This is a genomic window from Lampropedia puyangensis (genome assembly GCF_004833285.1).
Lineage (GTDB): Bacteria > Pseudomonadota > Gammaproteobacteria > Burkholderiales > Burkholderiaceae_C > Lampropedia > Lampropedia puyangensis.
This window is the reverse complement of the sequence record NZ_STFG01000003.1, coordinates 211,497-234,282: the sequence shown is the minus strand read 5'-3', so window position 1 is coordinate 234,282 and position 22,786 is coordinate 211,497. Positions and strand designations below refer to the sequence as shown.

General features: G+C 52.9%; 17 protein-coding genes. 14 read left to right on the top strand and 3 right to left on the bottom strand.

Annotated elements, in window-relative coordinates:
• Positions 1–28 precede the first annotated feature (28 nt).
• From ppsA to E9531_RS05220, 14 genes are all read left to right on the top strand, one after another.
• The gene (gene ppsA / locus E9531_RS05285) at positions 29–2,425 is read left to right on the top strand and encodes a phosphoenolpyruvate synthase (RefSeq protein ID WP_136572699.1); all 2,397 of its coding nucleotides are present in this window, start codon (positions 29–31) and stop codon (positions 2,423–2,425) included.
• 316 nt (positions 2,426–2,741) lie between these two features.
• Positions 2,742–3,212, top strand: coding sequence for a MarR family winged helix-turn-helix transcriptional regulator (locus tag E9531_RS05280; protein WP_158291722.1), 471 nt, complete (start codon positions 2,742–2,744; stop codon positions 3,210–3,212).
• A complete protein-coding gene (locus E9531_RS05275) occupies positions 3,209–4,699 on the top strand; it encodes an efflux transporter outer membrane subunit (RefSeq protein ID WP_244609991.1) in 1,491 nt (496 codons plus the stop codon). Before E9531_RS05280 ends, E9531_RS05275 begins: the two co-directional genes overlap by 4 nt.
• Before the next feature lie 205 nt (positions 4,700–4,904).
• Entirely contained in the window at positions 4,905–6,134 is a 1,230-nt protein-coding gene (locus E9531_RS05270) for an HlyD/EmrA/EmrK family protein (protein ID WP_136572697.1), read from the top strand.
• Between the two features lie 47 nt (positions 6,135–6,181).
• Complete coding sequence (locus tag E9531_RS05265; protein WP_136572696.1) at positions 6,182–7,804, top strand: DHA2 family efflux MFS transporter permease subunit; 1,623 nt, start codon at positions 6,182–6,184, stop codon at positions 7,802–7,804.
• A gap of 316 nt (positions 7,805–8,120) precedes the next feature.
• The gene (locus E9531_RS05260; RefSeq protein WP_136572695.1) at positions 8,121–10,352 is read left to right on the top strand and encodes an NADP-dependent isocitrate dehydrogenase; all 2,232 of its coding nucleotides are present in this window, start codon (positions 8,121–8,123) and stop codon (positions 10,350–10,352) included.
• 251 nt (positions 10,353–10,603) lie between these two features.
• Entirely contained in the window at positions 10,604–13,144 is a 2,541-nt protein-coding gene (locus E9531_RS05255) for an ABC transporter permease (protein ID WP_425293558.1), read from the top strand.
• 204 nt (positions 13,145–13,348) lie between these two features.
• A complete protein-coding gene (pstS, locus tag E9531_RS05250) occupies positions 13,349–14,389 on the top strand; it encodes a phosphate ABC transporter substrate-binding protein PstS (protein WP_136572693.1) in 1,041 nt (346 codons plus the stop codon).
• A gap of 300 nt (positions 14,390–14,689) precedes the next feature.
• A complete protein-coding gene (pstC, locus tag E9531_RS05245; protein ID WP_244609996.1) occupies positions 14,690–15,664 on the top strand; it encodes a phosphate ABC transporter permease subunit PstC in 975 nt (324 codons plus the stop codon).
• Positions 15,661–16,548, top strand: coding sequence for a phosphate ABC transporter permease PstA (pstA, locus tag E9531_RS05240; protein ID WP_136572692.1), 888 nt, complete (start codon positions 15,661–15,663; stop codon positions 16,546–16,548). The genes pstC and pstA overlap by 4 nt, the downstream gene beginning before the upstream one ends.
• 71 nt (positions 16,549–16,619) lie before the next feature.
• The gene (gene pstB / locus E9531_RS05235) at positions 16,620–17,390 is read left to right on the top strand and encodes a phosphate ABC transporter ATP-binding protein PstB (RefSeq protein ID WP_425293561.1); all 771 of its coding nucleotides are present in this window, start codon (positions 16,620–16,622) and stop codon (positions 17,388–17,390) included.
• Positions 17,391–17,407: 17 nt separating this feature from the next.
• Positions 17,408–18,109, top strand: a complete 702-nt coding sequence (gene phoU, locus E9531_RS05230; RefSeq protein ID WP_136572690.1) for a phosphate signaling complex protein PhoU — start codon at positions 17,408–17,410, stop codon at positions 18,107–18,109.
• A 19-nt stretch (positions 18,110–18,128) separates the two neighbouring features.
• Positions 18,129–18,842 carry a phosphate regulon transcriptional regulator PhoB gene (phoB, locus tag E9531_RS05225; protein ID WP_136572689.1) on the top strand — a complete coding sequence of 238 codons (714 nt, stop codon included), beginning with the start codon at positions 18,129–18,131 and terminating at the stop codon, positions 18,840–18,842.
• Positions 18,843–19,127: 285 nt separating this feature from the next.
• Positions 19,128–19,853, top strand: a complete 726-nt coding sequence (locus E9531_RS05220; protein WP_136572688.1) for a uracil-DNA glycosylase — start codon at positions 19,128–19,130, stop codon at positions 19,851–19,853.
• Between the two features lie 91 nt (positions 19,854–19,944).
• On the opposite strand, the gene trpA is transcribed toward E9531_RS05220, so the two are convergent.
• Genes trpA through E9531_RS05205 form a run of 3 tightly spaced genes read right to left on the bottom strand, consistent with a single transcriptional unit; the run spans position 19,945 to position 22,786 of the window.
• Positions 19,945–20,781, bottom strand: a complete 837-nt coding sequence (gene trpA, locus E9531_RS05215; RefSeq protein WP_136572687.1) for a tryptophan synthase subunit alpha — start codon at positions 20,779–20,781, stop codon at positions 19,945–19,947.
• A gap of 11 nt (positions 20,782–20,792) precedes the next feature.
• Positions 20,793–22,037, bottom strand: coding sequence for a tryptophan synthase subunit beta (trpB, locus tag E9531_RS05210; protein ID WP_136572686.1), 1,245 nt, complete (start codon positions 22,035–22,037; stop codon positions 20,793–20,795).
• Positions 22,034–22,786 carry a phosphoribosylanthranilate isomerase gene (locus tag E9531_RS05205; protein ID WP_136572685.1) on the bottom strand — a complete coding sequence of 251 codons (753 nt, stop codon included), beginning with the start codon at positions 22,784–22,786 and terminating at the stop codon, positions 22,034–22,036. The genes trpB and E9531_RS05205 overlap by 4 nt, the downstream gene beginning before the upstream one ends.

Below are 22,786 nucleotides of genomic sequence, written 5' to 3'. Positions count from 1 at the left end.
ACCGGTTTTTTACTTCTGGAGTCTTCCCATGTCTGAACGTTTTGATGCGACCGCCCTGGTCGTACCGTTTGAAAACCTGAGAATGAGCGACGTCGAGGTCGTTGGTGGCAAGAATGCCTCCCTCGGCGAGATGATTTCGCAACTGCCACAAGGCGTGCGTGTACCGACTGGTTTTGCGACAACCGCCCACGCTTTTCGTGAGTTTTTGAAGCACAACGGCCTGGCAGAGAAAATTAGCCAGCGCTTGGCGGCTTTGAATGTGGATGACGTGCGCGCACTGGCTGAGGCTGGAGCTGAGATTCGCCATATGGTGGAATCGCAGCCTTTTCCTCCAGAGTTGGAGCAAGCTATCCGTGCGGCTTTTGTCACTCTGTCCGCAGGCAATGACCAAGCATCGTTTGCCGTGCGTTCGTCTGCCACGGCTGAGGATTTGCCGGACGCATCCTTTGCTGGTCAGCAAGAAACCTTCCTGAACGTCGTCGGTATTGAAGACGTCTTGGCCAAGGCCAAGGAAGTGTTTGCTTCGCTCTACAACGACCGCGCTATCAGCTACCGCGTGCATAAAGGCTTTGAGCACGATGTCGTGGCCCTGTCCGTGGGCGTGCAACGCATGGTGCGCTCTGACACTGGCGCAGCCGGTGTGATGTTCACTATCGACACCGAATCGGGTTTTGAAGATGTGGTCTTCATCACCGCCAGCTATGGCCTGGGTGAAACCGTGGTGCAAGGTGCGGTGAACCCGGACGAGTTCTACGTGCACAAGCCAGCGCTCAAAGCCGGTAAAAAATCGGTGATCCGCCGCAACCTAGGCTCCAAGCTGATTCAAATGGTGTTTGCCACGCCAGAAGAAAAAGCAGCCACCGGCAAGCTCGTGCAAACCGTCGATGTGCCTACCGAATTGCGCAACCGCTATGCCTTGAGTGACGAAGATGTGGCAGAACTGGCCCGTTACGCGCTGATCATTGAAGAACACTATGGTCGCCCGATGGACGTCGAGTGGGGCCGTGATGGCACTGACGGCAAGCTGTACATTTTGCAAGCGCGTCCAGAAACCGTTAAAAGTCAGCAAAAAGGCAAGGCCGAGCAGCGCTACAAGCTGCTGGGCACGGGCAATGTCTTGTCCGAAGGCCGTGCGATTGGCCAGAAAATTGGCACAGGCCCAGTGCGCCTGGTGTCCGACATTGCCGAGATGGACAAAGTCCAGCCCGGTGACGTGCTGGTGACCGACATGACCGACCCGAACTGGGAGCCAGTGATGAAGCGCGCCAGTGCTATCGTGACCAACCGTGGTGGCCGTACCTGCCACGCTGCGATCATCGCGCGTGAATTGGGTATTCCTGCTGTGGTCGGTACCGGTGATGCGACCGCTCGCCTGAAAGAAGGCGCGTTGGTGACCGTGAGCTGCGCCGAAGGCGATACCGGCAAGATCTATGACGGTCTGCTGGAAACCGAAGTGACTGAAGTGCAGCGCGGCACAATGCCTGAGATTGACACCAAAATCATGATGAACGTGGGCAACCCCCAGCTTGCTTTTGATTTTGCGCAATTGCCAAACCAAGGCGTCGGCCTTGCGCGTTTGGAGTTCATCATCAATAACAATATTGGTGTGCACCCCAAAGCGATTCTGGACTACCCGAACATCGATGCCGATTTGAAGAAAGCTGTTGAATCTGTGGCCCGTGGCCACGCATCACCACGCGCGTTCTACGTCGACAAAGTGACCGAAGGCGTGGCAACGATTGCCGCTGCGTTTTGGCCAAAACCCGTGATCGTGCGTTTGTCTGACTTCAAATCCAACGAGTACCGCAAACTCATCGGTGGCAGCCGCTACGAGCCAGAAGAAGAAAACCCAATGCTGGGTTTCCGTGGCGCGACCCGTTACATCAGTGAAGACTTCGGCGAAGCCTTCGAGATGGAATGTGCGGCGCTCAAGCGCGTGCGTGAAGACATGGGTTTGACCAATGTCGAAATCATGGTGCCGTTTGTGCGTACTTTGGGCCAAGCCGCTGCGGTTGAAAAACTGTTGGCGAAAAACGGCCTCAAACGCGGTGAGAATGGTTTGCGCCTGATCATGATGTGTGAGGTTCCATCGAATGCGATTTTGGCTGACCAATTCTTAGATTACTTCGATGGATTCTCTATTGGTTCGAATGATTTGACCCAGTTGACTTTGGGGTTGGATCGTGACTCAGGTTTGGAATTGCTGGCTGCTGACTTTGATGAGCGGGATCCTGCATTGCAATTCATGCTCTCTCGTGCGATTGCTGCATGTAAAGCCAAAGGTAAATACGTCGGTATCTGTGGCCAAGGGCCCAGCGACCATCCTGACTTTGCCGAGTGGTTAGCCAAAGAAGGTATTTCTTCCATTTCGCTGAACCCAGACAGCGTAGTGGCGACTTGGCAGAAATTGGCTGAGAAAGCGTAAGCACGCTAGTCTTCACCACTCTTCTGTATTGCGCCATTGGTGCATACCTTTTTCAAAAGCCACTTTCGAGTGGCTTTTTTTCTTGTGTGTGGTGTGAGGTGCTTGGTGGCTATCACCGTGATATTGCTAACGTCATCAGACGCGCAAGCATGGTTTCGATTTGGCTGCTTGGTCGTTATGGAAAAACACTCTGAAACTAAGTGACATGCAAATAGTTGCCTAGTCAATTATTATGGCGACCATGTCTTCAACCACAACTTCGAGCCCCTCATCACCAGGTTGCCCTTTGCGGGGTAGAGAGAGTCATGGAGCGTTGATGCGGGCGATCTTGATCCATATGCGTGCTCGTATTGATCAGCATATGGTCGAAATTGGTTTGACCGATGCCCAGTGGATGCCGATTTCCTTCCTGGCCACCGCGCAAGCGCGCACTGCCAGTGATCTGGCGCGTTGCAGCATGCAGGGCCCTGCAGGCATGACACGCATGCTCGATAGGCTTGAAAGCAAAGGGTTTGTGCGGCGCGAACGTTCAAAGGAAGATCGGCGCGTCGTCTACATTGAACTGACCCCTCAGGGGCGGAGTGTGGCTGATGCAATTCCGTCTGTATTAGACAAGGTCAATGCACAGGTGCTTCGTGACTTCTCTGAGGTTGAAGCGCGCCAATTCAAATCGTTCTTACAGAGAGCTTTGCTTACCTTGGAGGGCGAAGACGACCCGTCTGAGAGCGATTTGGCAGACAAGCAAGTGTCTGCTGCCGCATCGCCTTCTCCCCGTTCTGCGCCATGACTATGTTTCAAAATAATTTTTCCGTGGCAGCTCGCTGTGTTCCGCAGCTGTTGGTTATGTCTGTGGTGTCCTTGTTAGCCGCATGCGCTGATTTTTCTGGGATTCATACCAGCAGCGAACTGCGGAGTCCTTCCTCGGTAGGATTGCCCTCAGCCAGCGCTGCCACTGAAGAGCATGCAAACACAGCGCAGCCGTTGCCTTTACAAGGAGCCTGGTGGCAGGCATTGGGCAGCATGGAGTTGAACGTGTTGGTTGAGAAAGCCTTGGAGGGCAATCCAAGCATGGGGATTGCCCGGGCGCGTTTGGTGAAGGCGCAAGCTGGCATTGAGAGCGTGCAGGCACAGGACAGGCCGCAGCTTTCTGCCCAAACTTCAGTTGTGCGCCAGCATTTCAATGAGCATGGGTTGTACCCCGCGCCTGTGGCTGGTGCGCAATACACCAATGCATCAGCACAGCTCAATGGCCGGTGGGAGTTGGATGTGTTTGGCCGCAATCGTGCAGCATTAGAAAGTGCTATTGGCGCGGCGCGTGCAGCGCAGGCCGATGCACAGGCCGCCAAGTTGCTATTAGCCACGCAGGTAGTGCAGGCATACATTGATATGGCCCGCGTGCAAGACCAATTGCTGGTTGCGCAGCGCACCTTGACACAACGGCAAGAGACGCTGCAATTGGTTAAACAGCGTTTTGATGCAGGGCTTGATACCACACTTGAGGTACGTCAAAGCGAAGGAGGCTTGCCAGAAGCGCGGCTACAGATCGAGCAATTGCATGAGCAGTTGAATTTGGCACGCAATGCGTTGGCGGCATTGACCGGCCAGCCGCAATTGGCTCAAAAGTTGGCTGAGCACCGGGCTCCAACATTGTCGCAATTGCAGTTGTTGGAGGTGCCGCAGACTTTGCCCGCAGAATTGCTGGGGCGGCGTGCGGATGTGGTTGCTGCGCGTTGGCGTGTGGAGTCGGCCTCAGGCGCGGTGGATGTCGCTAAAGCGGCGTTTTACCCCAATGTGAGCCTTACGGCCTTTTTGGGGTTGGCATCGTTAGATTTGGGGCAATGGATTAACACCGGCAGTCGTACCTGGGGTGTTGGGCCGGCGATCAGCTTGCCTATTTTTGAGGGGGGAAGCTTGCGCGCGAATCTGAAGAGCCAAACGGCCGACTATGACGAGGCCGTAGAGCGTTACAACCAGCAAGTGATTGCGGCAGTTAAAGAGGTGACGGACCAGTTGACATCGTTGACAGCCATCGCTCGCCAGCAGCGTGAGCAAAGTCAGGCTTTGGAGGCGACGGAAAGCGCCTACCAGATTGCGCGTGACCGATATGCCGCAGGCTTGGGCAATTACCTCAATGTGTTGACTGCAGAAAGTGCTGTATTGACGCAGCAGCGTTTGCGTGTGGAGTTGCAGTCACGGGCTTTGCAAACACGCGTTGCTTTGGCGCACGCTCTGGGCGGAGGGTTCCAGGCGGCAGAGATGGTGGATGGTGTCTGAATCAATCGCAGAGCCAGTGCGGGCACATGGGCCTGCGCGAACCACTTCTGCGGTTTCAGCCTCATAGGCTATGAACTCCTGCAATGGGACGGATTGCGTTCTTTTCGATATGGACATTGTTCTTGTGCGTTGATGATCTGCCAGTCCGTTCGCTGTTTTTCTTTTCTTCTCTGAATATGAGCCCGTTCAATACGGATGATCTTTTATGAATCAAGCAGCTACTTCTTCTGCAACTGCGGCGTCAGAAATCACGTCAAGAGCGGGCGCGCGTCGACGCCGTTTGCTGAGTTTTACGGCATTGGTGGTCATTGGCGCTTTGGTTTGGGGCGGCTATGAATGGGCGGTTGCTCGGCACTATGAAAGTACCGATAACGCCTATGTGCAGGGCAATATGGTGCAAATATCACCGCAAACAGCAGGTACTGTTCAAAGTATTTTTGCGGATGAAACGGATTTTGTGAAAGCAGGGCAGGTGCTAGTGGCGCTGGACCCTGCCGATGCGAATGTGGCACTGGAACAAGCCAAGGCCAGCTTGGCTCAAGCAGTGCGGAAAGTGCGCACCACGTATGTCAACAACGACTCATTGGCTGCGCAGGTGCGCTTGCGAGAAGCGCAAGTGGTGCAAGCGCGCAATGAATTGAGCCGAGCGCAAAGCGATTTGCAACGCCGCCAGTCACTCTCTGGAAACGGCGCTGTTTCTGGGGAAGAAATCAGCCACGCGAAGAGCCAAGTTGACGCTGCGCAAGCGGCGCTAACCGCCTCGCAAGCGGCTGTGGCCTCCGCACGGGAGCAACTCGCAGGCAACCGGTCGTTGACAGAAGGGGTGGATGTACAGCAGCACCCAGAAGTGCAAATGGCTGCTGCCAAATTGCGTGAGGCGTGGCTTGCGCGTCAGCGCACGGCCTTGCTGGCGCCTGTTGATGGGTATGTCGCTAAGCGTGTCGTGCAAGTGGGGCAACGTGTTGCGCCGGGTTTGCCATTGCTCACCGTGGTTCCTTTGCATGACTTGTGGGTGGATGCTAATTTCAAAGAAAACCAGTTGCGCAGTTTACGCATGGGCCAACCCGTGGAGTTGGTTGCTGACTTGTATGGCGATGCGGTCAAATTTGAAGGAACGATTGCAGGCTTAGGGGTTGGCACTGGCGCTGCTTTTTCATTGCTGCCGGCTCAGAACGCAACTGGTAATTGGATCAAGGTGGTGCAACGCGTGCCCGTGCGCATCGCATTGGATGAGGCGCAACTCAAAGAGCACCCTTTGCGCGTAGGGCTGTCAATGGATGCGCGTGTCAACGTCTCGCAGCAAGACGGAAAGCTGTTGGCCGATGTGCCGCGTACCAGCCCTGCAGCACAAACTGCTGTGTACCTGCAGCAAGAAGCAGGTGCTGATGCGGTCATCACTGAAGTGATTGCCAGTAACTTGGGCAAGGCTGGTTGAGTGCCGCCATCGTTTGACGCTGAGTAAAAACGCCGAAAAGGATTGCGATGGCTACGTTGACATCAGAGGAGCGCCAGGGGGGTGATTCTCTTAAAAATGAGCGCAGCGATGCTGCTGCGCCAGTGGCGTTACCGCCTTTAGAAGGGGCGGCCAGAATTTGGGGGACATTGGCCTTGTCCGCAGCGGTTTTCATGAATGTGCTTGATACCTCGATTGCCAATGTGTCGCTACCGGCGATTGCCGGGGACTTGGGGGTGAGCGCGAACCAGGGCACTTGGGTGATTACCAGTTTCGCGGTTGCCAATGCAATTGCGGTGCCATTGACTGGCTGGTTGTCGCAGCGTTTTGGGCAGGTGCGTTTGTTCATCATCAGCGTAGCCTTGTTTGTACTTTCCTCATGGTTGTGCGGCATGGCCCCGAACATGACGATGCTGATCGCGTTTCGGGTGCTGCAAGGCCTGGTCGCTGGGCCCATGATTCCGTTGTCGCAAGCCTTGTTGCTGTCCAGTTACCCACGGGCACTGGCGGGGTTGGCCATGGCCATGTGGTCCATGACGACGTTGATCGCGCCGGTCACGGGCCCCTTATTAGGGGGCTGGATCACCGATAACATGACTTGGCCTTGGATTTTTTATATCAATGTGCCTGTTGGTATTGCATCGGTCTTGGTCACATGGGCGATTTTCAGAGAGCGAGAAACGAAAACACGCAAACTTCCTATAGACAGTATTGGTTTGGCGCTGCTAGTGGTGTGGGTGGCGGCCATGCAGATCATGCTTGATATTGGCAAAGAGCATGATTGGTTCCAGTCGCCAACGGTGGTGGTTTGTGCCGTGGTGGCAGTCGTGGGCCTGATCTATTTTGTGATGTGGGAGCAGGGCGAGGAACATCCCATTGTGGACTTATCGCTCTTTAAAGTGCGCAATTTTTGGGCAGGCACCTTGGCCATTTCTGTTGGTTATGGGTTGTTTTTTGGCAATGTGGTGTTGCTGCCGTTGTGGTTGCAGCAATTCATGGGCTATACAGCCACCAACGCGGGCATGGTGATGGCTCCTGTCGGATTGTTGGCGTTGGTTCTCTCGCCGTTTGTGGGGAAAACTATTGGCCGGGTTGATCCGCGTTGGTATGCCACGTTTGCTTTTTTGATTTTCGCATTGGTTTTGTGGATGCGTTCGCGTTTTAATACTCAAGTGGATGTGGCAACCTTGATGATTCCAACAGTCATCCAAGGCGTGTCGATGGCATTCTTCTTCATCCCGCTGATTACCCTGACCATGTCTGGTTTGAGTCCTGAACGTATTCCGGCGGCATCAGGTTTGTCGAATTTTGTTCGAATCACGGCTGGGGCAGTGGGGACGTCTGTCTCTACCACCGTGTGGGAGCGCCGTGCCAGTTTGCACCATGCGCAATTGGTTGAGAACATTACGGACGGTAGCTTGCCGACGGAACTGTTCTTGAAAGGCGTTGGGGCATCAGGTCTTGACCCAACGCAAGCGCTGGCGCAGTTGGATCGGCTCGTGAACCAGCAAGCCTATATGCTGGCTGCCAACGATGTGTTTTATGCTTCGGCAGCCCTGTTTTTACTCTTGATTCCACTCGTATGGTTGGCTGATGGTCCGCAAAATGGTGCAGGGCAATCTGGGGCTGCGGCAGCTTCTGGCGCACATTGATGTGGCCCATTTTATGGTTGCTGGGGCCTTTTGTTTGATCTGGGGTATTCGAGAGTCATTACGCATGCATAACAGGGCCTTTTGGCCCTGTTATGCATTTAAAGGTGGCGTCAAATGCTGCACTGCACGATCATTTTCTTTGCGTTTCCCTTCGATCGGGGTAGGCCAAGTCTTGTATAAGACTTCAAAAACAGCGACAATCGCTGCTGCCGGTTTCCGCAATATGACATTGCGTTGCATATCGATGTAAAGCCTCCCATTAAAAGGGCTGAAGCCTGAGACAGCTCCATCCGAATACTTGCTAAAGAAAGCTCAGATGACCACTCAACCTACCATCATCTATACCCTGACTGACGAAGCGCCTCGCCTGGCGACAGCCTCGTTTCTGCCAATCGTGCGTGGCTTTGCCAGTGCAGCGGGCATCCATGTCGAAGAGAGCGATATTTCGCTGGCAGCGCGTATCTTGGGCGAGTTCCCTGACCACTTGACTGCTCAACAGCAAGTGCCAAACAACTTGGCGGAATTGGGCGCTTTGACGCTTCAGCCAGAAGCCAACATCATCAAGTTGCCGAACATCAGTGCTTCTGTTGGTCAGCTCAAGGCTGCTATTAAAGAACTGCAAGACAAAGGGTATGCGATCCCTGATTTTCCAGAAAATCCTGCCAGTGATGCGGAAAAAGAAATCAAGGCCCGTTACTCGAAGTGCTTGGGCTCTGCTGTGAACCCTGTATTGCGCGAAGGCAATTCAGACCGCCGCGCGCCTGCTGCAGTGAAAAACTATGCCAAGAAGCACCCCCATTCAATGGGCGAGTGGAAGCAATGGTCACAAACCCATGTTTCGCACATGCATGAAGGCGACTTCTACCATGGCGAAAAATCGTTGACGCTGGACAAAGCGCGTGATGTGAAGATGGAGTTGGTGACCAAGAGCGGTAAAACAGTGGTACTCAAGCCCAAGGTTGCTTTGCTCGATGGTGAAGTGATTGATTCCATGTTCATGAGCAAGAAAGCCCTGTGCGATTTTTATGAGCGTGAGATTGAAGATTGCAAGGAGGCAGGCATTCTGTTTTCCCTGCACGTGAAGGCCACGATGATGAAGGTTTCGCACCCCATCGTGTTTGGTCACTGTGTGAAAATTTTCTACAAAGAAGCTTTTGAAAAACACGCCAAACTGTTCGATGAATTGGGTGTGAACGTCAACAACGGCATGGCTGATTTGTACGCCAAGATTGCGACATTGCCCAACTCGTTGCGTGAAGAAATTGAACGTGATTTGCACAAATGCCAAGAAGATCGCCCTGCGCTGGCGATGGTCGATTCGGCCAAAGGCATCACCAACTTCCATTCACCAAACGATGTGATTGTGGATGCGTCCATGCCTGCGATGATTCGTGGTGGCGGCAAAATGTGGGGTGCAGACGGCAAGCCTTATGACTGCAAGGCTGTGATGCCTGAGTCGACTTTTGCCCGTATCTACCAGGAAATGATCAATTTCTGCAAGTGGCACGGCAATTTTGATCCCCGCACCATGGGGACCGTTCCGAACGTAGGTTTGATGGCTCAGAAGGCTGAAGAGTACGGCTCGCACGATAAGACATACGAAATCGCAGAAGCAGGCACGGCCAATATTGTTGACTTGGCCACTGGCGAAGTGCTGTTGACCCAGGAAGTGGAAGAGGGCGATATCTGGCGTATGTGCCAAGTCAAGGATGCACCAATTCGTGATTGGGTAAAACTGGCTGTGACACGTGCACGCAACTCCAATACGCCAGCAGTCTTTTGGTTGGATCCTTACCGCCCACACGAGGCAGAACTGATCAAGAAAGTTCAGAAATACCTCAAAGACTACGACACAACGGGCTTGGAGATTTACATCATGTCTCAAGTGCGTGCGATGCGTTATACGCTTGAGCGCGTAGCGCGTGGTCTGGACACCATCTCTGTGACCGGCAATATTTTGCGCGATTACCTGACAGATTTGTTCCCCATCATGGAGTTGGGCACGTCAGCCAAAATGTTGTCTGTGGTGCCGTTGATGAATGGCGGCGGTTTGTATGAAACCGGTGCAGGCGGCTCAGCCCCTAAACACGTGCAACAGTTGGTAGAAGAAAACCATTTGCGTTGGGACTCGCTGGGTGAGTTCCTGGCTTTGGCGGTGTCGTTTGAGGAACTGGGTATCAAAAACAGCAACGAGCGTGCGAAGCTGCTGGCGAAAACTTTGGACGAAGCTACAGGCAAGCTGCTCGATGAGAACAAATCGCCATCGCGCCGCACGGGTGAGTTAGACAACCGTGGCAGTCAGTTCTATATCGCGCTGTACTGGGCCCAAGCCTTGGCCGCTCAGTCTGAAGACAAAGAACTGGCCGCTAAGTTTGCTCCAGTTGCCAAGCAGCTTTCAGAAAATGAAGCCACTATTGTGAGCGAGCTCAAAGCTGTGCAAGGTAAAGCCGTGGATATTGGCGGCTATTTCCAGCCTGAAATCGCTAAGCTGGATCAAGTGATGCGCCCAAGCAGCACATTCAATGCTGCGATTGACGCCATTGCCTGAGTCGACAGCCAGGCATCTGCCTGGTTTTGCGCAGGCCTGAAATAAAGAGCCTGATAACGGTGCCGCATGTTTTAAACATGCGGCATTTTTTTGTTCTTTATTGGAAGGGAATGCAGCCATAGGTGCAAACGACTTTATTGACGTGACTCGGGCCTGAAAATCCCTTCATCCAGGGCGCCATAGTGGCAATGCCACAATGCATGCCATGTTCAACCTTGGCGCACTAAGCCATCATTATTTTTAAGATGCACATGTTTTTGTTGGGATGGAAAACACTGCGCCGTGATTTGAGGGCTGGTGAGCTGACGGTGTTGTTGCTGGCTGTGACATTGGCTGTTGCAGCTTTGACGGCTGTTGCATTTTTTGCTGACCGCCTGCAGTCTGGCTTGCAGCGCGATGCCAGGCAGTTGCTTGGTGGCGATGTGGTTGTTGCCAGTGACCATGGCATTTCTTCCTCCCTGCGAGAGCAAGCGACAACATTGGGGCTGAATACAGCGGTGACGGTGGTATTCCCTACGATGGCACGTGCAGATGATGCACAGGGAGGCAATAGCCGTTTGGTTTCGCTCAAAGCGGTTGAATCTGCTTACCCTTTGCGGGGTAGAGTTCAAACCAGTGGTGTTTGGGACAACCACTGGACGGTGGCACAACTGTCGCAGCACGGCGAAGCAACGTTTGGTGGGCCGGTTGCTGGCGAGGCATGGGTTGACCCTGCTTTACTGGCCGGTTTGGAAATACAGCTTGGTGATACGCTGCACCTTGGTGAAAAAGCATTCAAGGTCAGCCGCGTTATCACTAGTGAGGCGGATCGTGGCGCAGGTTTTTTGAGTTTTTCTCCCAGAGTGATGATTGCGTATGGTGCGCTGGCAGATACTCAATTGGTACAACCAGCGAGCCGTCTGAATTGGCGTTTACTGGTGGCAGGCGAAGATGCTGCTGTATTGAACACATTCGCCCAGCAGGTGCAATCGTTGATTGACCAAGGCGCTGAACGTGGCCTGCGTTTGATGACGCTAGAAAGTGGAAGCCCTCAGATGCAGAGGACTTTGGAGCGCGCGGAGTCGTTTTTGCGCTTGGTGGCATTGTTGGCCGCATTGCTCTGTGCTGTTGGCGTTGCCTTGGCTGCACGTTCTTTTGCTGCGCGCCATTTGGATGGTGCAGCCCTGTGGCGAGTGCTCGGCTTGAGCCAGCGCGCCATCATCGGTGCTTATTTGGTTGAGTTTTTAACCGCAGGCGTTGTGGCCAGTTTGTTTGGGGTACTGATTGGCTACGGTGTGCACGCCGTCTTTGTATCAATGCTGGCGGGTTTATTGCAAGTGCAGATGCCCGCGGCAGGGCTATGGCCCGTGGCTTTGGGCTTGGGAATGGGCTTGACCTTATTGTTGGCTTTTGGCCTTGCGCCAGTGCTGCAATTAGCGCAGGTGCCACCGCTGCGGGTGATGCGACGCGATGTTGGGCAACTGCGACCGGCATCACGCACTGTCGTTCTGGCCGGCTTGGCCGGTTTTGCTGTGTTGCTTTTTGCGGTGAGCGGTAATGCCCAACTGGGAGCTATTGCCGTTGGGGGATTTGCGGTTGCTGTACTGCTGTTTGCGGGACTGGCGGCGATTGCCATCCGTGTGTTGCGCAGGGCGGTGAACGAAGCGACAGCGCCACGCTGGTTGTTGCTGGCCACTAGACAAGTAGCTGCACGGCCAGTTTTTGCTGTCATTCAAATCAGCAGTTTGGCTGTTGGGCTACTGGCTTTGGTATTGCTGGTGTTGCTGCGCACTGATTTGATCGACAGTTGGCAGCAGGCGACCCCAGCAGATGCCAATAACCGCTTCGTCATCAATATTCAGCCAGACCAGGCTGATGCATTCCAAGATGCGTTGCGGCAATCGGGGGTGCATGAATACCAGTGGTATCCCATGATTCGTGGGCGATTAATCCGAATCAATGACCATGTGGTAAGTGTGACCGATTACGAGGACGAAGATGCCAAACGGCAAGTGGATCGGGAGTTCAATCTCAGCTTTGATGAAACCTTGCCCCAAGGCAATGCGATTGTGAAAGGGCAATGGGTAGCTGGCCAGTCTGATGGTTTGAGCATCGAGGAGGGCATTGCCCAGCGTTTGGGTATTGCATTGGATGACCGTTTGGAGTTTGATATTGGTGGTCTTCAACATACTGCCACGGTCACCTCAATTCGCAAGCTAGATTGGAGCAGCATGAACGCCAACTTTTTTGTGCTTTTCCCAGTCGCGGCGATGCCAGATTTACCTGTGACCTACCTTAGCGCGTATCGAGCTCCTGAAACACCAGGGTTTGACAATGCGCTGGTGCGTCAATTTCCCAATATCACCAATGTGGATCTGTCGGCCACGCTGCAGCAAATTCAACAGGTATTGGGACAGGTCAGTCGGGCGGTTGAGTTGCTGTTTGTTTTTGCTTTGGCTGCAGGTTTGGTGGTGTTGTTTGCTGCAGTGACGGCAACCCGTGAGGAGCGTGCGCGGGAGTACACCTTGATGCGTGCCATGGGCGCAGCAAGTGGTTTGTTGGCGCGTGTGCAACGTGCTGAGTTGGCTGGCGTAGGTGCCTTGGCAGGCTTACTGGCCGCATTTGCTGCCATAGCGATTGGATGGGCATTGGCGCGTTTTGTGTTTGATTTTGCTTGGGATTTTCCATGGTTAGCGCCATTGCTCAGTGCCATTGCAGGTGCTTTGCTGGCGTTACTGGCTGGCTGGTGGGGCTTGCGCGAAGTGTTAAGGCGCCCTGTATCTGAGAGCTTGCGCAGTCTGTCAGCTTCTTGACGGTAGATAGGTTGTAAGAGCCTATGTGAAGTTTTTTCGCAACTGCGAAAGGGCTTTGAAGCGGCGCTAAAGGTGCTCGCTGTGTTGCTCGCGAAATGCCATCCAGGTGTGATTTAAAAATGTCATATAGCCTGTCATATTGATGTCACAAAACATTCTTACATTCACGACTGTCTTACTTGACCAACCTGAAAGAGGATCTCGATGAACAAGTTTGTTTTCCGCGCAGTGGCAGCATCTGTTTTGGCTCTGACTGCAGCGTCATCCGTGATGGCGCAAGACGTCAACGGTGCCGGTGCCAGCTTCCCAGCTCCTTTGTATTCCAAGTGGGCTGCTGATTACCAAAAAGCCGCCAATGTCCGTATCAACTACCAATCCGTGGGCTCTGGCGCGGGTTTGCGTCAAATTGAAGCGAAAACCGTTGATTTCGGTGCTTCTGATGCCCCGCTGAAAGATGAAGCGCTGAAAGAAAAGGGCTTGATCCAGTTCCCAACCGTGGTAGGCGGTATTGTTCCAGTGGTGAACATCAAAGGCATTGAGCCTGGTCAATTGCGTTTGAGTGGTGAAGTGTTGGCCAAAATCTACTTGGGCAAAATCACCAACTGGGATGACGCGGCGATTAAAGCCATCAACCCAGGCGTGCAATTGCCAAGCGACTTGATCGCAGTGGTTCGCCGCGCTGATGGCTCTGGCACCACATTTGGCTTCACCAATTATTTGAGCCAAGTGAGCGAAGAGTGGAAAAAAGAAGTCGGTGAAGGTACTGCTGTGAAATGGCCTACAGGTGCCGGTGGCAAAGGCAACGAAGGCGTGGCCGCATTTGTTAGCCGTTTGCCTAGCTCCATCGGTTATGTGGAGTACGCTTATGCCAAGCAAAACAAAATTTCCTATGCGCAAATGCAGAACAAGGAAGGCCAGTTCGTGCACCCTAGCGAAGCTGCGTTTAAGTCCGCCGCTGCTGGTGCTGATTGGCAGAACACTTTCTACCAAATCTTGAACAACAAGCCTGGTGCTGAGTCTTGGCCTATCACCACCACCACCTACATCTTGGTGCACGCCAAACAAGACAATGCAGACAAAGCCGCTGCTACGCTGAAATTCTTTGACTGGGCATACAAAAACGGTGACAAGACAGCCGCAGATCTGGACTATGTGTCGTTGCCCGATAGCGTGAAAGAAATGATCCGCAAAGAGTGGAACGAAGACATCAAAGATGCTTCGGGTAACGCCATTAAGTGGAATTGAGATCACGCGAGGTGATGTTTGCCCAGGCGCGCCAATACCAGCACTGATTCAGTGTTTGGCCTGTTGAATTCTTAGGGCGCGTCTTGGCAAGGTAGAAATAAGCAAATTTTCAGAGTGAGGAGCTGGCCGCATTCATCACAATAGAGGTGTGCGGCCACCCGTTGGCTTCATGGCGCTTTACAGTGTCAACGTGAATACTCGGCAGCGTATGCCGGTGTTTTGTGATTATTCAAAGGAATTGTTGTGTCTGATGCCATGACTGTGCAATCCAGTATGAAAACGCCCAAACAGGCGACCCCCATGGTTGGAACAAATGGAGGGCGACAAGAGCCCCCAGAACGAAAAATCAATAAGCTGCCTGATCTTGTTTTTGGCTTTTTGGCCCAAGGTGCGGCAGTTTTGACGTTGGTGGTGCTGGTTGGCATCATGATTTCCTTGCTGCTTTCAGCTTGGCCAGCGATCAAAGAGTTTGGAATTGGATTTGTCTTCAATCCGGAGTGGGATCCGGTAATGGAAGATTTTGGCGGGTTGTCGATGATTTATGGCACCTTGGCCACTTCGGTGATTGCGCTGCTAATTGCAGTACCCGTGAGTTTTGGTATTGCCCTCTTTTTGACTGAGCTGGCTCCTCCTTGGCTCAAGCGCCCTTTGGGCACGGCGATTGAACTCTTGGCCGCAGTGCCTTCGATTGTGTACGGCATGTGGGGCTTGATGGTCTTTGGCCCTATCTTGGTGACGTACTTTCAGCAGCCTTTGCAGGCGATTTTTGGCAAGGTGCCAGTGATTGGCGCTTTGGTTAGCGGTGTCCCGATGGGGATTGGTGTGCTTCCTGCAGGCATCATTCTGGCCATTATGATCATCCCGTACATCGCTTCTGTGATGCGTGATGTGTTCGAGGTGACGCCACCTATGCTCAAAGAGTCTGCTTATGGCCTGGGCTCGACAACATGGGAAGTGATGTGGAAAGTGGTGCTGCCGTACACCAAAGCCGGTGTGGTTGGTGGCGTCATGCTTGGGCTTGGGCGCGCTTTAGGCGAAACGATGGCCGTGACTTTCGTGATTGGGAACGTGGCACAGTTGTCTACTTCGCTGTTTGACCCTGCCACCAGTATTACCGCAACGCTAGCCAACGAGTTTGCTGAAGCTGGCGAAGGTTTGCACCAGTCGTCGCTGTTTTACCTGGGGATGTTGCTGTTCTTCATTACTTTCGTTGTGTTGACGCTCTCGAAATTGATGTTGCTGCGTTTGCAGAAGAATGAAGGGAAAAAATCATGAGTCAGCAGGCTTATATCAAACCCTTCGTTCCCAAAGGGACTGAGGCAGATCGGCTCAAACTGTTTCAAAGTCGCAAACGTATCAATGCTGTGGCAATTACCTTGTCGCTGCTGGCAATGGCTTTTGGTGTGTTTTGGCTGCTGTGGATTCTGTGGGAAACCATTCGGTTGGGGATTGGTGGCTTGAGCGCCACGATCTTCACACAGTCGACGCCTGCGCCCAACGATGCAGGAGGTTTGGCCAACGCCTTGTACGGCTCTTTCATCATGGTGCTGTTGGCAACTTTTGTTGCAACGCCAATTGGCATTCTTGCAGGGATCAGCCTGGCAGAGTTCAACCCTAAAGGATGGTTGGCCTCGGTCACACGCTTTGTGAACGACATATTGTTGTCCGCACCCAGTATTGTGATTGGTCTGTTCGTCTACGCGATTGTGGTGACGCAGTTTAAGAGCTTTTCAGGCTATGCCGGTGTGGTCGCCTTGGCCTTGATCGTGGTGCCTGTGGTGCTGCGTACAACGGAAAACATGCTGATGTTGGTGCCCAACGGTTTGCGTGAAGCCGCCTACGCATTGGGTACACCTAAGTGGAAAGTGATCTCGATGGTGACATTGCGTGCTGCCAAGTCTGGTGTGATTACTGGCATCTTGCTGGCTGTGGCGCGTATTTCGGGTGAGACGGCGCCATTACTGTTCACGTCGCTGAATAACCAGTTCTGGAGTACAGACTTGTCGCAGCCGATGGCCAGCTTGCCGGTTGTGATTTTCCAATATGCCATGAGCCCATATGAAAACTGGCAAGAGCTGGCATGGGCAGGGGTGTTCATTATCACCATGGCTGTATTGGCTTTGAATATCTTGGCTCGTTTCTTTACACGTCAAAAATAACCAGTGTTTGGTCGGCTTGCATGGACGCGCAGCCGACCCACTCAAAAGGAATTGCATTTATGACTACGGCAATGATCAAACCGCAAGAGGCTGCCAAGATTGCAGTCAAGGATTTGAATTTCTATTACGGCAAGTTCCATGCGCTGAAAAACATTTCCATGGAAATTCCCGAGAAGAAAGTCACCGCATTTATTGGTCCATCTGGTTGCGGTAAGTCCACGCTGCTGCGTACCTTCAATCGCATGTTTGAGCTGTATCCCGAGCAGCGTGCGGAAGGGCAAATCATGCTTGATGGTAACAACTTGCTGTCGAAAAATCTTGATGTGGCTTTGGTGCGTGCCCGCGTTGGTATGGTCTTTCAAAAGCCGACACCATTTCCAATGTCGGTGTACGACAACGTTGCTTTTGGTGTGCGTTTGTTTGAAACACTGTCCAAATCTGAAATGGACGACCGTGTGGAAAGCGCGTTGCGCAAGGCAGCACTGTGGAATGAAGTCAAAGACAAGCTGCAGCAAAGCGGATCAGGCCTCTCTGGCGGTCAGCAGCAGCGCTTGTGTATTGCGCGTGGCATTGCGTTGATGCCTGAAGTTTTGCTCTTGGATGAGCCATGCTCCGCGCTGGATCCGCTGTCGACCAGCAAAATCGAAGAGCTGATTGAAGAGCTCAAGGACGAGTACACCGTTGTGATCGTGACGCACAACATGCAGCAGGCCGCGCGTTGCAGTGATTACACCGCTTATATGTACCTAGGTGATTTGATGGAGTTTGGACCAACGAAAGAGTTGTTCGTTAAACCCCAGCGCAAAGAAACTGAAGACTACATCACAGGCCGTTTTGGTTGATTTTTAAGAGGAATCTCATGACTGATCAACATTCATCGTCTCAGTTTGAAGCTGAACTCAATGCCATATCCTCCCATATCATGGAAATGGGGGGATTGGTAGAGTCTCAAATCAAATACGCTATTGATGCGCTGAGCCATCTGGATTTGCATGCTGTTGGCTTGATCTCTCGACTGGAAGAACGCGTTAATGCATTGGATGTGGAGTTGGATGCGGAAATCTCCACCATCATTGCTACGCGGCAACCCACAGCCAAAGACCTGCGTATGCTGTTGGCGATCTCCAAAGCAACCGCCAATTTGGAACGTATTGGAGATGAAGCCAACAAAATGGGGCGCATCATCAAAACGATTATTGAAAGCAGTGCACCGCGCAATTTGCCTATTCTGGATTTGAAGTATTCAGGTGAGTTGGCTGCGAACCAACTGCGCCGTGCCTTGGATGCCTTTGCGCGCCGAGATGTGAGTAATGTGGTGGACATCCTCAAGCAAGATGACTTGATCGACAGCGAGTTTGATGGGTACACCCGCAAACTGGTGACTTACATGATGGAAGACCCTCGTAAGATTTCCATCAGCATGGACTTGCTGTTTTTGGCCAAGTCGATTGAGCGCATTGGCGATCATTCCAAAAACTTGGCAGAACTGATTGTGTTTATGGTCAAAGGCAAAGACGTGCGCCACACTTCTGTGGAAAACGTTGAGTCTGCGTTGAAGTAAGTAAGGAGAGCAGGTAGCCATGAGTGGACCGCGCGTATTGGTGGTGGAAGACGAAGAGGGGATCAGTGAATTGATCTCTATCAACTTGCGCCACTACGGCTACGACCCTGTGTGCGTAGAAGATGGTGAGGCTGCCCAGCGCGAGCTCGATCACATCCTTCCTGATGTGATTTTGCTGGACTGGATGCTGCCTGGCCAAAGTGGCTTGGCCTTAGCGCGTAAATGGCGTAGCCAGTCGCGCACTAAAACCATTCCTATCCTGATGTTGACGGCGCGTGGTGATGAGCCCGATAAAGTGGCAGGCTTGGATGCTGGCGCGGACGACTATTTGACCAAGCCGTTTTCTATTCAAGAGTTACTAGCGCGTATACGTGCCGTTTTGCGCCGCCGTGCCCCAGAACAAGCTGGTGAAGCTGTGCAAATCGGTAGCCTGCATTTGGACACGTCTGCGCACCGTGTTTTACTTGGGGGCAATCCTTTGAAAATGGGCCCTACGGAATTTAAGTTGCTGAATTTCCTGATGCAGCATCCTGAGCGCGTGCACAGTCGTTCCTCATTGCTGGACAAGGTATGGGGCGACCATGTGTTCATCGAAGAGCGCACTGTCGATGTTCATATCAAGCGATTACGTGAGGCCTTAACTGATGCAGGCAGCATGGTCGAGACCGTGCGAGGGGTAGGCTACCGGTTTACGGCTAATCCCAGTGCGACAGCTACTGCTGCTGCTAAATAGCCGCTTGAATCGTTTTGTCAAAACCGCAGCAAAAAAAGCTGCGGTTTTTTTATATTTGCAGTCGCCTTAGCACGCTAAACTCATTCGGTTGACCCCTGCTGATCGGCGCTGTTTGAGTTCTCGCCCCCTAATTTGAGATTAAGAACCTGTTTACGATCTCAACACAGTCCGCAAGACTCAAAAAAAGAGGCACTGCAAGGCCCCTATTGCCGCGCATCGCATTCTTCTGGACTCTAACGCGGTCTGCGTGGAGATCCTAAACAACATTCTAAGAATACAAGGCCTATGTCTTTTGAATGCCAGTCATCCGTATTAGTGCAGCAACTGCAAAGTGCAGACCCTGTCGATTGGGGTGTTGCATCTGGTTGGATGCCCACAATTGATGCCTTTTTTGGTTCTGCTGTAGGCCGTGATTTACTTCACTTTCTTCAGCAACGTTTGGATGCGGGAGCCGTTATTTTTCCTCCCGAGCCTTTACGCGCCTTGGAGTTAACGCCACCAGAATCTGTGCGCGTTGTGATTTTGGGGCAAGACCCTTACCATGGCAGAGGGCAGGCTGAAGGCTTGGCTTTTTCGGTTGCACCAGGAGTGGCTTTGCCGCCATCGCTAAGGAATATCTTCAAAGAGATGCAGCGGGATTTAGGTACTGCACCCCCACCTTTTCCACAACCGGGCGGCAGTTTGGTGCATTGGGCGAAAAATGGTGTTTTGCTACTCAACACCTGCCTGACGGTTGAGGAGGGACAAGCAGCAAGCCATGCTGGCAAAGGTTGGGAAGTCCTGACTGATGCGCTGATCAGCCAAGTGGCACAAAGCGAGAAGCCCATTGTTTTCATGCTGTGGGGTGCCCATGCCCAGTCGAAACAAAAGCTTATTCCTACAGATCGTGGCCATGTGATCTTGCAGGCTAACCATCCGTCGCCATTGTCTGCGTTGCGACCTCCGCGCCCATTTATTGGTTGTGGTCATTTCAGCGCGGCTAAGGCTTTTCGAGAGCAACACGGTTATTAGGCGCGACTCCTGATCTTAATTGCGAGATGCGTCAACCACAAAAAGCGCCCTGATAGGCGCTTTAAATGATGGTGTAAGAGGTTGATGGCGTTTACTGCTTTTCGTCCATGGCTTGCCGCATTTGCTGAAGTAGCTGAGCAACGGCCTCTATTCCACTTTGACCAGGGTTGTCGCGCAGCAATTCAATCAAGCGGGAACCAATCACGACGGCATCTGCGTTGGCATCATGGGCAATGGCTTTTGCCGTTGTGGCATCGCGAATCCCAAAACCAACTCCTACAGGCAACTTGACGTGCGAGCGTATACGGGGAAGAGCCTGTGCTACTTGCTGCGTATCGAGTGCTTTGGAGCCTGTGACGCCTTTGAGTGATACGTAGTACACGTAGCCACTGGCAATAGCATTGATTTGTTCCATTCGCGCCTCAGTCGAGGTTGGAGCGAGCAGAAAAATCAGATCCATCTGGTGGGCACGTAGTTGCTGGTGAAGGGCTTGCGCTTCTTCTGGGGGATAGTCGACCACCAGCAAACCATCTACCCCGGCTATTGCCGCATCTCGCACAAAGGCTTCTTCGCCGCGCAATTGGTCGTAACGCTCGATAGGGTTGGCGTAGCCCATCAATACAACGGGAGTGGTTTGGTTGCTTTCACGAAACAAGCGAACATGTTCCAGCACCTGCACGAGGCCAATACCATTCGAGAGAGCGATGTCACTGGCTTTCTGTATGGTCGTGCCATCGGCTGATGGATCAGAGAAAGGTACACCCAGCTCAATGATGTCTGCGCCAGCAGCATGCATGGCATGCATCAATGCGGGCGTAGTGTCTTTAGTGGGATAGCCTGCTGTGACAAATGGAATCAGGGCTTTGCGGCCTTGGGCTTGTAATTGAGTAAAACAGTTGGCAATGCGATTGGTAGTGGTGTGTGTCATGGCCAAAGTCCTTATGCGTTGTTGCCCATTTTGGCAAACAGGCTGCCATCATCGAGACCAGCTACCGTACCAATATCCTTGTCGCCACGGCCTGAAAGATTGACCAATATGGATTGGTCCGCACGCATGGTTTTGGCCAGTTTCATGGCGTATGCGACTGCGTGGCTAGATTCCAGTGCCGGGATAATGCCTTCTGTGCGGCAGAGGTGGTGGAAAGCTTCCAGGGCCTCTGTATCTGTAATGCCTACGTACTGAGCTCGACCAATGTCTTTGAGCCATGCGTGCTCAGGACCTACACCTGGGTAATCGAGTCCGGCGCTGACGCTGTGCGTTTCAATGATTTGGCCATTGTCGTCTTGCATGATGTAGGTGCGGTTGCCATGCAAAACACCAGCGCTGCCACGTTGTAGCGATGCGGCGTGCTTGCCGGTGTCCAAGCCCAAACCTGCGGCTTCAACGCCAATCAGGCGTGTGCTCGCATGGTCAATGTAAGGGTGGAAGATGCCAATGGCATTACTGCCACCGCCAACACAGGCAACAACCGCATCAGGCTGTGTTTCAGCCAGTTTGAGTTGTTGACTCATTGCTGGAAATTGATCCAGGCACTCTTTGCCGATGACGCTTTGGAAGTCTCGCACCATCATAGGATAGGGGTGTGGACCTGCTACGGTGCCAATGATGTAGAACGTGTTGTCTACGTTGGCCACCCAATCGCGCATGGCTTCGTTGAGTGCATCTTTGAGCGTCTTGCTGCCTGACTCTACAGGAATCACTGTGGCGCCCAGCAGTTTCATGCGGTAGACATTGGGACTTTGGCGTTTGACATCCTCTGCGCCCATGTAGACCACACACTCCAAGCCGTAGCGAGCGCAAATGGTTGCCGTAGCAACACCGTGCTGACCCGCGCCAGTCTCTGCAATGATGCGCGGTTTTCCCATGCGCTTGGCCAGCATCGCCTGGCCGATCACATTGTTGATTTTGTGCGCGCCCGTATGGTTGAGGTCTTCTCGCTTGAGAAAAATTTGTGCTCCACCTATTTCGCGGCTCATGCGTGCAGCATGGTAAATGGGGGAGGGGCGACCCACATAGTGTTTGAGCTCATAAGCAAACTCGGCCAAGAAGGCTGGGTCGTTTTGGTATTGGGCGTAAGCCGTGCGCAATTGTTCTATAGCATGGGTGAGCGTTTCACTCACGAAGCTTCCGCCATAAGGGCCAAAATGGCCGTGTTGGTCTGGTTGTTGGTACTGTTGTGTCATTTCTCTTCCTTATTGGCTGGCGCGGAGGCTGGCACACGTGCTTGTGCATCAGCTTGCGCAACGGCAGCCATGAAACGGTGCATTTTTTCGGCATCTTTAATGCCTCTGAGTGGCTTGCCATCAGGGCCAGAGGTTTCGATGCCAGAGCTCACATCCACGGCCAGCGAGAGGCCGCGACTACGCAGCGCACGAATGCCATCGATCACATTTGATGGTGTGAGCCCACCACTTAAGACGAGGTGAGATGTGACGTTTGTTGGAAGAAGTGACCAATTGAATGCCTGTCCGCCGCCGCCATACCCTGATACATGGGCATCAAGCAAAATGGCTTGCGCTTGCGAGAATTGATGGGCGTATTCTACGAGATCAAAGGGTGCTTGCCCAGCTTGCGGCTCAAGTGGAATACGTGCTGCACGGACATACGGTTGTTGACCTTGATGGCTCAGTGCCCAGCATTGCTCTGGTGTTTCGTCCCCGTGAAACTGTAAAAGCGCCTGAGGCAGCAGGGTGAGGGCACTGTCGACTTGTGTTGCACTTGGGTTGACAAAGAGTAAAACCGGCGTGATATAGGGGGGGATGGATTGTGCTAAACGTTTTGCTTGTTCTGCACTGACATAGCGGGGGCTTGCCTCGTACAGCACAAAGCCAATTGCATCGGCACCTGCATTGACCGCAGCATTGACATCTTCTTGGCGTGTCAAACCGCAAAATTTAACGCGAGTTCTTGTGGTGTTAGGGCGATCAGTCAT

Coding starts and splice junctions, on each gene's coding strand:
- ppsA (WP_136572699.1), top strand. CDS start 29: ATGTCTGAACGTTTTGATGCGACCGCCCTGGTCGTACCGTTTGAAAAC.
- E9531_RS05280 (WP_158291722.1), top strand. CDS start 2,742: ATGCGGGCGATCTTGATCCATATGCGTGCTCGTATTGATCAGCATATG.
- E9531_RS05275 (WP_244609991.1), top strand. CDS start 3,209: ATGACTATGTTTCAAAATAATTTTTCCGTGGCAGCTCGCTGTGTTCCG.
- E9531_RS05270 (WP_136572697.1), top strand. CDS start 4,905: ATGAATCAAGCAGCTACTTCTTCTGCAACTGCGGCGTCAGAAATCACG.
- E9531_RS05265 (WP_136572696.1), top strand. CDS start 6,182: ATGGCTACGTTGACATCAGAGGAGCGCCAGGGGGGTGATTCTCTTAAA.
- E9531_RS05260 (WP_136572695.1), top strand. CDS start 8,121: ATGACCACTCAACCTACCATCATCTATACCCTGACTGACGAAGCGCCT.
- E9531_RS05255 (WP_425293558.1), top strand. CDS start 10,604: ATGTTTTTGTTGGGATGGAAAACACTGCGCCGTGATTTGAGGGCTGGT.
- pstS (WP_136572693.1), top strand. CDS start 13,349: ATGAACAAGTTTGTTTTCCGCGCAGTGGCAGCATCTGTTTTGGCTCTG.
- pstC (WP_244609996.1), top strand. CDS start 14,690: ATGGTTGGAACAAATGGAGGGCGACAAGAGCCCCCAGAACGAAAAATC.
- pstA (WP_136572692.1), top strand. CDS start 15,661: ATGAGTCAGCAGGCTTATATCAAACCCTTCGTTCCCAAAGGGACTGAG.
- pstB (WP_425293561.1), top strand. CDS start 16,620: ATGATCAAACCGCAAGAGGCTGCCAAGATTGCAGTCAAGGATTTGAAT.
- phoU (WP_136572690.1), top strand. CDS start 17,408: ATGACTGATCAACATTCATCGTCTCAGTTTGAAGCTGAACTCAATGCC.
- phoB (WP_136572689.1), top strand. CDS start 18,129: ATGAGTGGACCGCGCGTATTGGTGGTGGAAGACGAAGAGGGGATCAGT.
- E9531_RS05220 (WP_136572688.1), top strand. CDS start 19,128: ATGTCTTTTGAATGCCAGTCATCCGTATTAGTGCAGCAACTGCAAAGT.
- trpA (WP_136572687.1), bottom strand. CDS start 20,781: ATGACACACACCACTACCAATCGCATTGCCAACTGTTTTACTCAATTA.
- trpB (WP_136572686.1), bottom strand. CDS start 22,037: ATGACACAACAGTACCAACAACCAGACCAACACGGCCATTTTGGCCCT.
- E9531_RS05205 (WP_136572685.1), bottom strand. CDS start 22,786: ATGACTGATCGCCCTAACACCACAAGAACTCGCGTTAAATTTTGCGGT.